Raw genomic sequence first — 15,389 nt, forward strand, 5'->3', positions numbered from 1 at the left:
GGGATGAATGATAATATCAGAATCGCAGCGCAAGTAGTACCTTCTCCACGGCAGCTGGCCTGGCAGGAGCTGGAATTCTATTCATTTATACATTTTGGAATCAATACGTTCACCGATAAGGAATGGGGGCTCGGCGACGAAGCACCGGCAATCTTCAATCCCGAAGAATTTGATGCCAAACAGTGGGTGGAGGTGTGTAAATCGGCGGGAATGAGAGGCCTGATCCTGACCTGCAAGCATCATGACGGCTTCTGTCTCTGGCCCAGCAGCCATACCGGGCATTCCGTGAAGCACAGTCCATGGCGTGATGGCCAAGGCGATATGGTACAGGAGGTAGCGGATGCCTGCCGTGAGGGAGGACTGAAATTCGGGGTGTACTTGTCTCCGTGGGACCGCCATGACAGCCGGTACGGGACTTCGGAGTATAACGAATATCTCAAGGATCAATTACGTGAGCTGTTAACCGGGTACGGGGACATCTTCTGCGTCTGGTTCGACGGTGCATGCGGTGAAGGTCCGAATGGCTTGAAGCAGGTCTATGACTGGGACGGATATTATGAGGTGATCCGGGAGCTGCAGCCGGGCGCGGTGATCTCCGTATGCGGTCCGGACGTCCGCTGGTGCGGCAATGAGGCCGGCCATACCCGTGAGTCCGAGTGGAGTGTCGTTCCGGCAGAGCTGCAGGATTGCGAGAAAATCCAGGAAGAGTCGCAGCATGTGGACGACGGCGAATTCGCCAGACGCAGCAACTCCCGCGATGAGAATCTGGGGAGCCGGGAAGCCATCGCCGGGAAGGAGCTCGTCTGGTATCCGGCGGAAGTGAATACCTCGATCCGGCCCGGCTGGTTCTACCACGCTGCTGAGGACGACCAGGTCCGCAGCCTCGAAGAGCTGCTGGACATCTATGATAAGTCGGTTGGCGGGAACTCGACGTTCCTCCTCAATCTTCCGCCTGACAAGCGCGGTCTCATTCATGAGAACGATGCCCGGCGAATGGCCGAGCTGGGAAAGGTAATCCGGTCCACCTTCGCACATAATCTCGCCGCGGAGGCTCAGGCCACCGCAACGGAGACGGCGGGAGAGGCCAATGCGGCCGGCCGGGTACTGGACGGGAATAAAGATACATTCTGGTGCCCGGAGGAAGGTACGGAGCAGGCTTCCATTGAGATTGATCTGAAGGCGGAGCAGTCCTTCGATACGATCGTGCTCAAGGAGCATATCCAGTCAGGCCAGCGTATCGAACAGCTTCATCTGGAATATCTGGACGGAGCTATCTGGAAAAGGTTCAGTGAATGTACGGTTGTCGGACACAAGCGTATTCTCAAATTCCCGGAGGTTACGGCAAGGTATATCCGCCTGACCATAGATAAATCACGCTGGTGCCCGACCTTATCCGCATTTGAAGTGTATCTGAGCGCGGTGGAGTAAGCCGAGACAGCAAGGGGCGTCCCATAAGCCATATAATGGCTGCTTGGGACGCCCCTTTGTTTGGAGTAGGATGTATGTTTACACTTGGGTCTTGGGTGGAACTTTTGAAAGCGTCCCATGGGTGATAACTTGGCGGTACCACGGAAATTCCAGTTTTATGTGCAATCATTCCATCCTTTACATACATCAATCCACTCTGAATAACTAGAGTATTGTTCTAATTGTTTTATTGTAAGTTCAATCGCACTATTGCTACTCCCGCAAGCTGGATAGATTGTCTTAAAACGTTTTAAAGAGATGTCTAGATAAACAGAGACATCATTTTTAATAGCAAATGGACAAACACCTCCAATTGCATGACCAACCCTATCAATGGCTTCATCTGGAGAAAGCATTTTTGCTTTTGTTTTGAAATACTCTTTGAATTTTTTGTTATCCACTTTTGCATCCCCGGCGGCAACTACTAAAGCAGCTTGTCCATTTACCATAAAAGAAAGTGTTTTTGCGATTCTCTCTGGCTCACAACCTAATGCAGATGCAGCCAAATCTACGGTTGCACTAGATACTTCAAATTCTTTAATTTGAGAATCCATCCCATATTGTTTGAAAAAATCTTTTACTTTTTCAATTGCCATAATCATCACACCTCATTTTTAAATATTGTCTAGAAGATCATAGATGAAACTTGCCTATGCTCTTGGGTAAAAAATCATGTTGTAAATGACACATGGTTCTTGATAGGGATTATTATAGGAATGAGAAACATTAGCCCGAAAGCGGAGTGCTTGCTTTTCTTTTAGAACAATTTTTTTGTTGTTGACTACCATTTCTAACATACCTTGCTCCACAAAAACATATTCTTCCACACCATCAAGGTGCTTTTTAGATGGATGCTGGCATCCGGGATCAAATTCGATATAGAATATTTCAACGTTACGGGTAGGGTCAAAAGGAAAAACAGGAAAGGCTCTCATTTTTCCATCCTCTTCGAGGATAGCGTTTTTGGACAGTGTATCAACCACACTGCACTCCTCTTCTAGCTCTTCCAATAATAAAGATAAAGGAACTTTTAAGCCTACTGCGATTTTCCAAAGAGTTGTAATAGTTGGTGAAGACTGCCCTCTTTCAATTTGTCCAAGCATGGGCTTACTTACATCGGTAAGTTGAGAAACATCTTCAAGTGTAAGATTTCTAGTTGCTCGTATTTCTTTTAACCGTTCTCCAATAGCTAATACTGGCGATTGCACTGCATCACTCCTGACGTATGTCATAACATTTTTTAATATATTATAACATACAAACTACAGATGCAAGACCAATAAATGAAGTGCAAGAAATGTAAGCTGCCTTCTATAAACAAGCCTCCATAAACCAAAAACAGCAGAGCAGCGATTCTCCTGCTATTGGAGAATCGCTACTCTGCTTGATTTTTATGGTGTTGATAGCATAGCTTAGTTCATTAATTTCGCTTGTGACAGCAAGCGGAGGATGACGGTTGCCGCTTCCGCACGGGTTGCGGATTGACCCGGCTGGAATTGCCCGGCAGGTGTACCGGTGATCAGGCCGGCCTGAACCGCCTTGGCCACATCCTGCTGCGCCCAGCCCGCAATCTTATCTGCATCCTTGAAGGCTGCAGGCTGAAGCTCTGAAGCTGGGAGCGGCGAGCCTGCAAGGGCCATCGCCTTAACCAGAATAATGGTCATCTCCTGGCGGGTAATGATGTCGTTCGGCCGGAAATTATTGTCCGTTCCGCCCTGCACCAGACCCAGCTCAGCGGCTGTTCCGACACTTCCGGTGTACCATGCGCCGGAGGGGGTATCCTTAAACGAAACATCTGCCGAACCGGAGGAGGAGTAGCCTAACGCACGAACCATCATCGCTGCGAATTCCGCGCGCGTTGTGGTAGCGTTCGGTGCGAACCTGCTGTCCGTTAAGCCGGTGAGGATGTACTTGGAGGCCAGCTTTTCGACGGATGGCTGTGCCCAGTGCCCCTTGATATCCGCGAATGTCTTGTTGCTTGAAATTACCGCAAATGTCCCGTTGCTTGGACTGTAGAAGGTTACACCGGTGCCGTTGAAGACCGCCGGGACGAAGGTGAAGCTTCCGTCCTTCCCGATCCGGACCACGGTCGTATTCCGGCTGTCTGCCGGACTGTCGAGCTGCAGGGTGCCCCGGGAATGGCTGCCCTTGAACCCTGGAATCTCGACTGTGCGTCCGTTGGCTTCAGCTGTTACCGTGTATTCAATGGCAGGGCTGATTAATTTGCCCTGGGCTGCCAGAACAGCCTGAAGGATCTCTTGCTGCCGCTGTTCCGGCAGGACCGTCATACTGACCTTAAGCTTCCAGTCCCCGGTTCCCAATTGCTGTCCCCAAGCTGCGGTATCAACCGCTTTTACAGGGAAGTGGAAGGTGCCGAGCGGAGACGAGACGGTGATCTGTTCTGCCGCTTTTACTTTCTGCGCATCCAGTGTGACTGTAGCAGTGGTTCCTGTCACCTCTGCTTCGACGGTCAAATGGCCGCTGCCGCTTGGTGCTTCGGGCTGAACAGGGGTGACTGTACCAACGGTAGTGCCACCGCCGTTGTTATTGCCGCCGCCAGTTTCGCCGCCGTTGTTGTTACCGCCGCCAGGATCACCGCCGCCGTTGTTACCGCCGCCAGGATCGCCGCCCCCGTTGTTACCGCCGCCAGGATCGCCGCCGCCGTTGTTGCCGCCGCCAGGATCACCGCCACCGTTATTGCCGCCGCCAGGATCGCCGCCGCCGTTGTTACCGCCGCCAGGATCGCCGCCGCCGTTGTTACCGCCGCCAGGATCGCCGCCGCCGTTATTGCCGCCGCCGGGATCACCGCCGCCGTTGTTACCGCCGCCAGGATCACCGCCGCCGTTATTGCCGCCGTCGTCAATCGCAAGCGTATGCCGCGCATAAATATCGAACCGGTCGAACGCAGGCGCGTATTGGCGCGGAACCGCTGTGTAAGGAGTGAAGCCTTGCGCCCCGGTTCCTCCATAAGGATTGGAGCCGCCGTCATACGTATTATTGTTGGAGAAACGGATGCTGTTGGTGCCTGCTTTCAGTTCAACATCAAAGGTCTGTGTGGCGAACTGCTGCCATGAGATGGTGTTCTTGAAAAAGACCGTCTGCGGCTCGCCCCCGTTGACGCTTACTTGCGCATACCGTTCAACAACGTCATTGTTGTAGGCATGTGTCCCCGCACTTTCACCGTTCGCGTAGGTAACAACCAGTTTATAAGTGCCTGCTTTGGACACCGTGATGTCCTTAAGCTCCAGATACCGCTCTGCTCCGTCGAAGGAGGTAATGCCGTTCACATATTTGCCGCCTGAAGCATATTTGGCAAAGGCATCCTCGCGGATGAGCGGCAGCTCGGAGCCGGCCGGAGTACCTACGACCGTTGCCGCCTCTGCTTCAACGGAATATACAGAAGTCTGGCTGACGAAGGCTGCGTTAATATAATCCAGGCTAAGCGCAGCGCTGGACCGCACATCGATCAGGTTAATGCCTGTGCGTAAGAAGGTTGGTACTGTAGCGGTCTGCCATTGTCCTCCGGTATCGGTAACAGGCAGATCCACGAGTGGCTTGCGGTCATGTTGAATTTGCAATTTGCCTGCGCCCGATGCGGCATAGCGGATCTGCAGATCATACATGCCGTCTTGCAGCACACTTACCACAAAGCGGGTATTGGCGTTCTGGCTGCTGCCGTAGCCGGTCACATATCCGGCACCCTCGAAGCCTTCGAGGCTGCTCTCTCTGGATAATCCCAGCGCAGAATCATAGTCGGCGAATTCCGCTTGAACACGGTAGCTCGGCTCTGCGCCCAACACACCGCTATAAGTTAATTCCATCGCGTCAAGGGTGGATTCGCCCTGGCCTGCTTCTCCCGTATCCGGGTTGTATTTGCTGATGCCGATGGAATGCGTTCCTTGCGTCAGATCGGCAAAGATCGTATTGCCTCCTAGCAGCTGCATGTTGTAATCCGCACGCAGAACCACCTTCGTTGCCGGCTGATCGTCAATCTTGATGAACCATTCGGAATTGATGCGCTGATTCGCATCTCCGGTATTGGACTGATTGCGCAGGGTGGAGGTTGCGCCGCTGCCGCCAATCAGATCCAGACGGTAGCTCCCGTCTGCCGGAACCGTAACATCGGTCCACTTCACCAGGCTGTCCGCAGCCTTGATGCCTTGGACGTACTGGCCGTTCGAGGCGGAGCGTCCGGTACTCTTGCGCGGATAGTGATCCGTCAGGGTCACATTGGTCCGCACCTGCGCATTCTCAGCCTCGAAGCGCTTATAGAAAGTCTCCTTCGGGGCATGATCTACAGCCGGAGTAATGACTGCATAATACGCCGAGGTGTAATCGTTCAGGTTGACATCCAGTGTGACCGAGCCGTTCTTGACGGGATAATCACGGTCCAGGATCTGGGTAGGCTCTACGAGAAATCCGGTCAAGCCCGTATATCCAGCATGCCATACGGTGATATGCACCGCTTCTGCTTCTGTGAGGAAGGAGGGGCTGTTCCCATTGCCGGTCACGTTATTGAACACGATCTGGCCGTCTCCTTGTGTGCCTCCGAACGCGATACTGACCTGCTTTTTGTTGTCCTGAATGGAGCTTAGCCCGTACAAGCCGGGGCCGAAGGCATCATTCTCATGTCTGGCGTTGATGACCTCAATCTTGGCCATGTCGCCGCCCATCATATCGGCATACCACTTGTAGAGCCACCATGCCCCGTTAGGCTCGTTCTGCCCGGCGAGCAGGGACCCGTAGGAGTTGGCCGTGTTCCAATACGGCAGCATGCTGTTCATTTTCAGCTCATCATAACGTGCAATGTAATGAATCAGCGATCCGCCTACGGCAATCTCCGAGGTAGCGGCATACTCGTTGATGTCCACCTTGATCGGGAAGGGAACCGTCCGGTCCGGGTACAGCTCTTTATAGCGCTGCACGGACCCCGCTTCCACCGTCCGGAAGGTTGCTACGTTCGAGGGAGCCTGGTTGAAGGCTTTGTCCCACAGCATATGCCAGCTGATAATGTCCGGCAGACAGTCATTCTCTACGCAGTAGGGAATGAAATCCTCGAATACCTTGGCTCCGTACTGGGTCAGATTCACTCCGGAAATGACTGCACCGGGGTCAATCTCCTTGATTTTCTTCGTTACCGCCAGCCAGTCGCTGTTGAATACAGCTCTTGAATTCTTGCCTATCTGGTTATCCGCCAGCAGCTGGGGATAACGGGTATTGTTCTGCTCAGGCTCATTGAACGGGATATAGATGAATCTGGCATCCGCATCCCGCCCCGGATTCGCCGCCGCCCATTGCTCTTTATACGCTTTGACTGCCGTTGTAATCGGAATGACGGCTTCCTGAATATATTCGTTAGCCGTTCTGGACGGATAGTACCAATGCTGATAATAATCCTGCATAACGATATTTACAGCTTCCCCGCCAGCCTCGAAGAAATAGTCCGACACCCGCAGCGCGTCACCAGTCGGGTGCTGGATGCCGTTCGGCGGCTTCTGGGAGATATGCGAGGGCTTGATCGGAATCAGTGTATTGATATCCGGCACATTCGGCTCGCTGATCGCATACAGTGCGCCGGAAGAGCCATGGAATACAGGTCCGAGCGAGCGGTCTGCCAGATCAACCGAGATTTTGGCCGGCTTGGCTGAAGTGTTCTCTTCATGCTTCGTCTCTGCATAGAGTGCGCTGACCTGATTGGCATTTAACTGGACATTGTAGATCCGCAGATCGTCGAATTTCCCCTTGATATCTCCATCCGAGGTATAGAGCGATCTGCCGAAATCATTGAATTTCAGGGCGTTCAGATAATCACGCGAGAAAAAATGCTCCAGAACGGAGGGCATGGTCGCTCCTGATGAGCTTTTGCTCTGATCCAGACCTTTGATGCCAACAGGAACACCGTCCAGGTATACCTCATAGGCCCCGCTGCTGGTTATAGTGACGGTCACCTGCTGCCACTTGCCCTTGGCCGGGTTACGGTTCCAGACGATATCGCCTTTGTAGCTGGCAATCTGACTTGGATTCGTGCCGGTATAGATCCGGTTGCTGAACGTGCCGTCCCCGGCGATGATAATGAACTCGGAGTCCTGCCAGCCGCTTACCCCGGCATTGCTCAGCCCCTTCTCGGCAATTGTGGAGGACAGCAGACGGTTATAGGCGTTAGCCGAAGAGTCGATGTTGGCCCAAAAGGAGATGGACAGTTCATCCTTGATCCTGCTGTAGAGCTGATCGGGCAGCTTCAGCCAGGCAGTACCGTTCCCGCCGCCGGGTAAAGAGAGGACGTCTCCGCGCTGGTCGTCATAGACAATGGCAGCTACTCCCTTAAGCTCGGCGTGTTCAGCGGCCGCATCGGGGTAGACGCTGTTTACCACCGAGGTGCGGTCAAGCACCTGCCCGGAGCGGAAGCTCCACTGGAACAGCGGGACCGCCTCAGCAGCGGTCTTCAACTGGAGCTGATCCGGCGCAGTCTCCTGAACAGGAGCAGCCTCCGGCAGTGCAGCAGCATCCGCTACCGCAGCAGCATCCGGCTCCGCCGGGGAAGCAGGGGTTTCATCGGAATCAGGTGCCGTAACCGGATTGGTCACTAACTCCGAATCAGTCATCCATACAGAATCTTCCACAGGAACCGGGTCTGCGGCCGGAGCTGTGGAAGCGCTTGCCAAACTGGAGGGCAGGAGAGTCAGAATTGCCAGTATAGATATCAGTGAACGCTTAAGATATAGCCTCAATAGATACTCACCTCTTTTGTTTTTTTGGGGATACCTGTCCTAATAGAACGGTCTGCGCACTTGAACAATTCTCTATTCACTAACACTTATCTCCGCTATCTCCGCATAGGCACCGCAACCTCCCTGTCATGGCTGTTCGCTTCACCGAGAATGTTAAGTGAATGACCCTTACTATAAAATCAAGCTTTTTTACTGTTTTTGTTCCTTTCTTTACGTCTCTGGGTTACTGCCTGGAGCGGGCAGACAGGGAAGCTGAGGCGGGAGCCGTAGAATCCTGCCAGCCCTTTCCCCGTAATCCCCCTACATGTAAAAAAGGGAACGAAAAGAGTAAAAAAAAGACATGCAGAGCAGGGTGGCGGGAAAGCAGCCGGGAGTCTATCATTAAAGGTATTCTACAAAGGTATTCCACCAACTCTGCCGCCGGAGGTTATGACTTGAAAGCTCCCTTCACCTTGAAGCCCAGCCGCCGTTTTGTGAGCGTGAAGAACAAGATGCTGTTCTTTTTCCTGCTGGCCATTCTGATTCCGGTCGTGATTCTGTTCGCTAACTCCTATATCTCCTCCCAGCAGATGCTTGAACGTAAATATACGGACCTGCTGGCCGATGTGACGAGACAGTCGAATATCCGCATCGAGGAATTCCTGGAGGACACGAAGCAGATTTCTCTCATCGCCAGTTATGGGATTAACAGCTACATCTCAGCGGTCTCGCAGGAGAACTACCCGGTACAGAACTATCTGCACGACAGCTCCGTGACGAACGAACTGCAGGCCACGCAATTGCTGATGAATTACATCACTATGAAGGACCGCGCCATCTCTATCTATGTCTACAATCTGGTGAACGGCAGCGACCTCTATGTGGCCCCGAACAAGCCTGTCGATTATACGTATAACCCCCGTGAGGAGGACTGGTTCGCCGAATTCCTGCGTTCTGACGATATTACGCGCGATCTGCCGACCCGGCTGGACCTGCAGACCAAGGCGGACAGCAATTGGACGATCTATAATCTGCGCAAAATCTTCGATATGGAGAACGGCAAGCTGATCGGCGTAATGGCGGTAAGTGTAGACATAGATTTCATCAACCGGCTGAACAAGCGGATGGAGGCAGGCAACCGTTCGGCCTTCACTGTTACCGATGACAGCGGCATAATTATATTCAACAACAATTATAACCTGATCGGCAAGCCGTTCAGGACACTTTTCCCGGTCCGTGAGGAAGAACTTGCCGCAGGTTCAGGCAGGCAGATTGTCCGTGTATCCGGCAAGGACTATATTCTGATCCAGTCGCCATTTGAGGAACATAACTGGAAGACTTATATGTATATGCCCGTGGAAGAGCTCGCGGTGGAAGGCGACATCCTGAAGCGGAATCTGTGGACGATTGCTGTCGTGCTTATCCTGTTCGCCCTGGCCAGCTCGGTGTACATGTCGAATCTGATCACCCGGCCGATCAAGCAGCTGATCCGCAATATGACGCTGGTGGAGCAAGGGAAATTCGATAATCTCCCGGCGGTCCGCTCGAATGATGAGATCGGTGTCATGGCCAGCCGGTTCGAGCAGATGTCCGCTGAACTCAAGCAGCTGGTGGAGCGGATCTACGTGGAGCAGGAGCAGAAGGTCGAGGCTGAAATTCGCGCGTTGCAGGCCCAGATCAGTCCGCATTTTCTGTACAATACGCTGAATTCAGTCAAATGGATCGCCACCATGCAGCAGTCGGAGAAAATTGTTGAGATGACCGGAGCGCTGATCTCCATGCTCCGTTATACTGCCAAGACGGACAACCGGCTGGTGCCGATCCGTGAGGAGCTGGAGCACATCGGCCATTATATAATCATTCAGAAGGTGCGGTATTTCAACCGGATCGAGTTCCATTCGGAAGTGGAGGAGACGCTTGCGGAGCAGGAGATTCCGAAGCTGAGCATCCAGCCGCTGGTCGAGAATGCGATCTTTCACGGAATTGCCGACCAGGAGGACGGGCTGCTGTCTATCGAGGTCCGGCGGGCCGGTAATGCTGAACTCACCATTACGGTCAGAGACAACGGTGCGGGCATGAGCGCTGAGGCGGCAGCGAAGCTGCGCAGCAGGCTTTGCGGTGCAGAGGACAGCGGCGGCATCGGCGTTATCAATGTGCATCAGCGGGTACGCCGGTTATACGGCGAGCCGTACGGGGTATCGTTCGAGAGCAGTCCGGGGCAAGGTGCGGTATTCGTAATCACAATTCCCATTCGGGACAGGAAGGGGGCCTATTGAGTATGCTGGGTGTGCTTATCGTGGATGACGAGCTGCTAATGCGTATCGGCTTGAAATCGATTATTCAATGGGAAGATGAGGGATTTACGATTCTGGGGGAGGCCGCTAACGGGCGCGAAGCGCTGGAACTGGCCGGGACCCACCGGCCGGATCTGATTATTACGGATATCAAAATGCCGGTGATGGACGGTCTGGAGCTGATCCGGGAGGCCCGGCGGCTGGACATCGGCGGGCAATTCGTCATCCTTAGCTGTCTGGAGGAATTCCAGTACGCCCAGGAGGCGCTCAGGCTCGGGGCGGCGGACTATCTGATCAAGAGCGATATGAAGCCGCACGAGCTGGTGCATGTGCTGGAGACGGTTAAGAAGCGGGCGGTCCGCCTCTCCGCAGGCAGCTCCTCCGGAATGCCCCCCGGCTCCTACAAGGAGAGCATCGGGTATTTGAAGGAGACGCTCTTTAAGGAGCTGATCAGCGGCTTCAAGGCCGCCGGGGATGTGCGGGTTAACCGCGAATCTCTGCGCATCCGCCTGGCAGATGCGCCGATGGTGCTCCTGAAGCTGCGGATTAACCATTTTGAACAGCATAGACGCAAGTATGTGGAGCAGGATGAGAAGCTGCTGCGTTATTCAGTCACCAATATTCTTGAAGAGATTCTTCCGCGCAAGCGGGCGAAGGAGATCATTGTGATGAACTCTGCGGAATATGTGCTGCTGCTGGACCTCGGGCCGGAGGGGCGCATTGTCCGCGCGGAGATTGAACGCGCGGCCGCCAAGATTCAGGCGGCTATGAAGGATTTCCTGAAGCTGACGCTGTCCATCGGCGTCAGCGGTCCGGCTCCCGGCTTTGGCGGCCTGAAGCAGGCCTATCAGGAGGCGGACATGGCGCTTGACGAGCTGTTCTTCGCCAGCGGGAGCGGCCTGTCCTTCTATGATAAGGCCAGGAGCCGTCAGAGAAGGGGGGAGCGGCTGTTCATCGACAAGCCTTGCATGCGGAAGTTCAGGCAGGATACCGAGAGCGGAAGCGAAGGGGCGCTTGCCTTCCTGAACAGCCTGAAGGATACTATGCTGCTGGAGGGCTGCACGAAGCAGGCGGCGCGTTCGACCTACATACGGATGCTTGGCGCCATTCTGTCCTGCTTCCCGGCGCTTCCCGAGCCGAATGAAGCCGGGCTTACGGTGTACGAGAGCATTCTCCATGAAGAGAGTCTGGAGGGGCTGCACCAGACCGTCGCCGGTTATCTGGAGCAGTGCAGGGCGCAGATGTCGGAAGGCGAATCCTCCCGGAGCTATGCAGAGCAAGCGAGTGAACTCATCATGCAGCTGTATGCGGAGGATATCTCCCTGCAATCCGTAGCGGACCGGATCAACGTGAACGCCTCCTATCTCAGCAGGGTATTCAAGCAGGAGACCGGCGAGAACTTCGTCAGCTTCCTGACCCGGCTGCGCATGGAGAAGGCCAAGAGCCTGCTCAGGGACAGGAACATCAAGGTCTATGAGGTTGCTGAGCGTGTGGGTTATCCGAACACCGCGTACTTCAGCAAGCTGTTCAAGAAGCTGAGCGGGATGAGTCCTGAGGAATACCGGGGCTAGAACGGCAATTGTCAAAAAAAGAACAGAGTCTGTAAAAGAAGTGCATCCGCTGCGGGTGCACTTTTTGTATCTTCAGGGGATTGGTCAAAAAAAGGAAATGTTCCGTAAAAAACAGCCATTTCGATACCTGCCCCCTTCACCTACTATTGGAGGTGCAGCAGATGCAGCACATCCTAAATGGAAGTTGGGGGTAATTCTAGTGAAGAAAAAAAGCTTAGCAACCGTATTGTCCATCCTGCTTGCAGCGGCCACCTTGACCGCTTGCGGCAGTGGCAACGGCAACAGCAATACATCGGCTTCACCACCGGCAGAGGCAACGGATGCCGCAGCGGCCACCCAGGCGGCAAGCGGAGAGAAGGTCCAGCTGACCTACGCGATCTGGGATTCCAATCAGGAGAAGGGTCTGCGGACCATTGCCGATGAATTCGAGAGCAAGAACCCGGACATCAAGGTCGATATCGAGGTGACCGGCTGGTCCGATTATTGGACGATGCTGGAAGCGGGAGCCACCGGCGGCTCGCTGCCGGATGTCTTCTGGATGCATTCCAATGAGATCTACCGCTACGCGAATAACGGCATGCTGCTTGACCTGACAGACCGCATCAGTAAGAGCGAGGACGTCAAGCTGGAGAATTACCCGGAAGGACTGAACCAGATCTATAATCTGGGGGGCAAGCAATATGCGGTTCCGAAGGATTTCGACACCATCGGGCTGTGGTACAACAAGACGCTGTTTGACCAGGCGGGTGTGAAATACCCGGATGAGAACTGGACCTGGGATGATCTTCACAGCGCCGCGAAAGCGCTCACGAAGGATGGGGTATACGGCTTCCTCGCGCCGATGCACAACCAGGAGGGGTATTACAACTTCGTCTATCAGAATGGCGGCACCATTATTACAGCGGACAAGAAGTCAGGCTATGACGATCCGAAGACGATCGAAGCCCTGGATTTCTATATAAGCTTCGTACGTGACGGACTGTCCCCTGAGGTGTACGGAGATGCCGAGCGTGCCGATCTGCTGAAGAACGGCAAGGCGGCGATGGGCCTGTTCGGTTCATGGAACCTGAGCGGGTTCACAGAGAACGAATTCATGGCGAAGAATTTCGATGTGGCCGTCCTGCCCAAGAAGGCTGCGCAGGCCTCCATCTACAATGGTCTGGGCAATGCGATTGACGCCAAGACGAAGCATCCGGAGGAAGCGTGGAAGTTCGTGGAATACTTAAGCTCCAAGACCGGCCAGGAGCGCCAGGCGGAGCTGGGCGTTGCCATCTCGGCGTACAAAGGCGCGGCTGACAAGTGGGTGGATTCGAACAAGACCTTCAACATCAAGGCATTCGTTGACATGGTCAGCTATGGCGTAATCCGTCCGTATTCCAATACAACGGCTGTCTGGGAAGACAAGGCTTATGAAGCGCTGAAGCCGGCGTTCTCCGGCAAGGTGTCCGTAGAGGAAGCAGCCCGTAATGCAGCGAAGGTGATGAATGAGAGTCTGGCGGAAGAGAAATAAGCAAGAGTCATATGCCTGCGGCAGCCTCAGGGCTGCCGCAAGTTTGATAGGAGAGGGAAGCAGATGAATCATACCGTCAAGAGGAAAATTGGAGCCAAAACCTGGAATGAATGGTCCTGGGGCTGGTTCCTGATTGCGCCAACGATGATCGGCCTTATCGTCCTCAACTTCATTCCAATAGTGCAGACCGCTTACCTTAGCTTCTTCAAGAGCGGAGATTTCGGCAAAGGCAATATCTACATCGGATGGGAGAATTACCGCAAGCTGATTCATGATCCCCAGGTATGGCATGCTGTCGGCAATACACTGCTCTACACCTTGCTGGTCGTTCCTGTCAGCATTGCCATCGCCATGCTGGTGGCCGTCCTGCTGAACGGTAAGCTCGCGGGCCGCTCGCTGTACCGCACGATCTATTTCATTCCGATGGTCGCCGCTCCTGCGGCAGTGACCATGGTATGGCGCTGGATGTATAACCAGCACTACGGCCTCATTAATTACGGGCTGTCCAAGCTGGGCCTTCCGGCCGTCAACTGGACGACGGACCCGAGGGTAGCGATCTTATCCATCGCGGTGATCGGAATCTGGAGTGTCATCGGCTATAATATGGTGCTGCTGCTCGCCGGTCTGCAGGAGATCCCGAAGGACTACTACGAGGCTTCGGATATCGACGGAGCCAGCCGGGTACGCCAATTTTTCGTGATTACCCTGCCGCTTGTAACGCCAACCCTGTTCTTTGTTGTGGTGACCACGATTATCCAGGCCATGCAAGTGTTCGATGTCATCTATATGATGATCGATGTGAGTAACCCGGCCTATGACCATACAGTATCGCTTGTGTATCTCTTCTATAATAACTCGTTCAAGTACTCGAACAAGGGTTATGGCTCAGCGATTGTAATGGTGTTGCTCGCGCTGATCATGATCATCACCTTCTTCCAGATGCGAGCGCAAAAAAAATGGGTCAACTACATGTAGGAGGCGGCACTATGGCCAAACATAAACAACTTAACCGTATCTTAGCCCAACTTGTGCTGCTCCTGGGAGCAGCCGCGATGATTCTTCCGTTCGTCTGGATGGTGCTGACCTCGTTCAAGTCGGTTACGGAGTCCACCTCGATGAATCCGTTTATCTTTTTCCCCAAGACCTGGAGGGTGGAGAATTATCTGGAGGTATGGCGGCAGAATAACTTCCTGATCCTGTACTGGAATACGTTTGCGATGATGGCTCTAAGGGTGCTGTGCGCGGTGATGTTCAGCGCGATGGCGGCGTATGCTTTTGCCAGACTAAGATTTCCGGGGCGTGACTTCTGCTTCAGTCTGGTGCTGTTCCAGATGATGGTGCCGACCCAGATCTTCATCATCCCGCAATATCTGATGGTCGATACGCTGGGGATGCGCAATACGATCTTTGCGTTGCTGTTTCCAGGGCTGGTCAGTGCCTTCGGCACCTTCTTATTGAGACAATTCTTCATGGGCCTGCCTAAGGAGCTGGAGGAGGCGGCGAAGATCGACGGCTGCAATATCGGCCAGACCTTCGCCAGAATCATGCTCCCGCTGGTCCGCTCCGGTCTGGTGGCCCTCGGGATATTCACAGCCCTCTTCTCCTTCAAGGACCTGATGTGGCCGATGATCGTCAACACAAGCTCGGACGCGGCGACCCTCTCCTCGGCCCTGGCTAAGATTCAAAGCGCCTTCGCCGTGGACTATCCGGAGCTCATGGCGGCTTCCGTGCTGGCCATTTGGCCGATGCTGCTCATCTACATCCTGTTCCAGCGACAATTTATCGAAGGCATTGCAACTTCGGGGGGCAAGCTCTGATTGTCCGTTGACTGCAATCTATG

At 53.9% G+C, this 15,389-nt stretch carries 9 protein-coding genes; 6 read left to right on the forward strand and 3 right to left on the reverse strand.

All coding sequences use genetic code 11. The features are described from left to right. Positions 1–3: 3 nt before the first annotated feature. Complete coding sequence (locus NYE26_RS10555) at positions 4–1,428, forward strand: alpha-L-fucosidase (RefSeq protein ID WP_339255615.1); 1,425 nt, start codon at positions 4–6, stop codon at positions 1,426–1,428. 155 nt (positions 1,429–1,583) lie between these two features. Here the strand turns inward: NYE26_RS10555 and NYE26_RS10560 are convergent, their stop codons facing one another. The 3 genes from NYE26_RS10560 to NYE26_RS10570 all read right to left on the reverse strand — a co-directional run bounded on the left by NYE26_RS10560 (position 1,584) and on the right by NYE26_RS10570 (position 8,069). After that, positions 1,584–2,063, reverse strand: coding sequence for a YbaK/EbsC family protein (locus NYE26_RS10560; RefSeq protein WP_339255617.1), 480 nt, complete (start codon positions 2,061–2,063; stop codon positions 1,584–1,586). 54 nt (positions 2,064–2,117) lie between these two features. Then, a complete protein-coding gene (locus NYE26_RS10565; protein WP_339255619.1) occupies positions 2,118–2,675 on the reverse strand; it encodes an XRE family transcriptional regulator in 558 nt (185 codons plus the stop codon). A 204-nt stretch (positions 2,676–2,879) separates the two neighbouring features. Then, positions 2,880–8,069 carry an S-layer homology domain-containing protein gene (locus NYE26_RS10570; RefSeq protein WP_339255621.1) on the reverse strand — a complete coding sequence of 1,730 codons (5,190 nt, stop codon included), beginning with the start codon at positions 8,067–8,069 and terminating at the stop codon, positions 2,880–2,882. Positions 8,070–8,629: 560 nt separating this feature from the next. Here NYE26_RS10570 and NYE26_RS10575 point away from each other — a divergent pair. The 5 genes from NYE26_RS10575 (at position 8,630) to NYE26_RS10595 (ending at position 15,366) form a co-directional block, all read left to right on the forward strand. Further along, positions 8,630–10,450 (forward strand): sensor histidine kinase, encoded by a 1,821-nt coding sequence (locus NYE26_RS10575; protein ID WP_339255623.1) that lies wholly within the window; start codon positions 8,630–8,632, stop codon positions 10,448–10,450. Positions 10,451–10,452: 2 nt separating this feature from the next. After that, positions 10,453–12,039 (forward strand): response regulator, encoded by a 1,587-nt coding sequence (locus NYE26_RS10580; protein WP_339255625.1) that lies wholly within the window; start codon positions 10,453–10,455, stop codon positions 12,037–12,039. Between the two features lie 199 nt (positions 12,040–12,238). After that, positions 12,239–13,549 (forward strand): sugar ABC transporter substrate-binding protein, encoded by a 1,311-nt coding sequence (locus NYE26_RS10585; protein WP_339255627.1) that lies wholly within the window; start codon positions 12,239–12,241, stop codon positions 13,547–13,549. A gap of 63 nt (positions 13,550–13,612) precedes the next feature. Further along, a complete protein-coding gene (locus tag NYE26_RS10590; protein WP_209875766.1) occupies positions 13,613–14,524 on the forward strand; it encodes a sugar ABC transporter permease in 912 nt (303 codons plus the stop codon). A gap of 11 nt (positions 14,525–14,535) precedes the next feature. Then, positions 14,536–15,366, forward strand: a complete 831-nt coding sequence (locus tag NYE26_RS10595; protein WP_339255629.1) for a carbohydrate ABC transporter permease — start codon at positions 14,536–14,538, stop codon at positions 15,364–15,366. The last annotated feature ends 23 nt before the right edge of the window (positions 15,367–15,389 follow it).

This window comes from Paenibacillus sp. FSL P2-0136 (assembly GCF_037975325.1).
GTDB classification, from domain to species: domain Bacteria; phylum Bacillota; class Bacilli; order Paenibacillales; family Paenibacillaceae; genus Paenibacillus_AQ; species Paenibacillus_AQ silagei.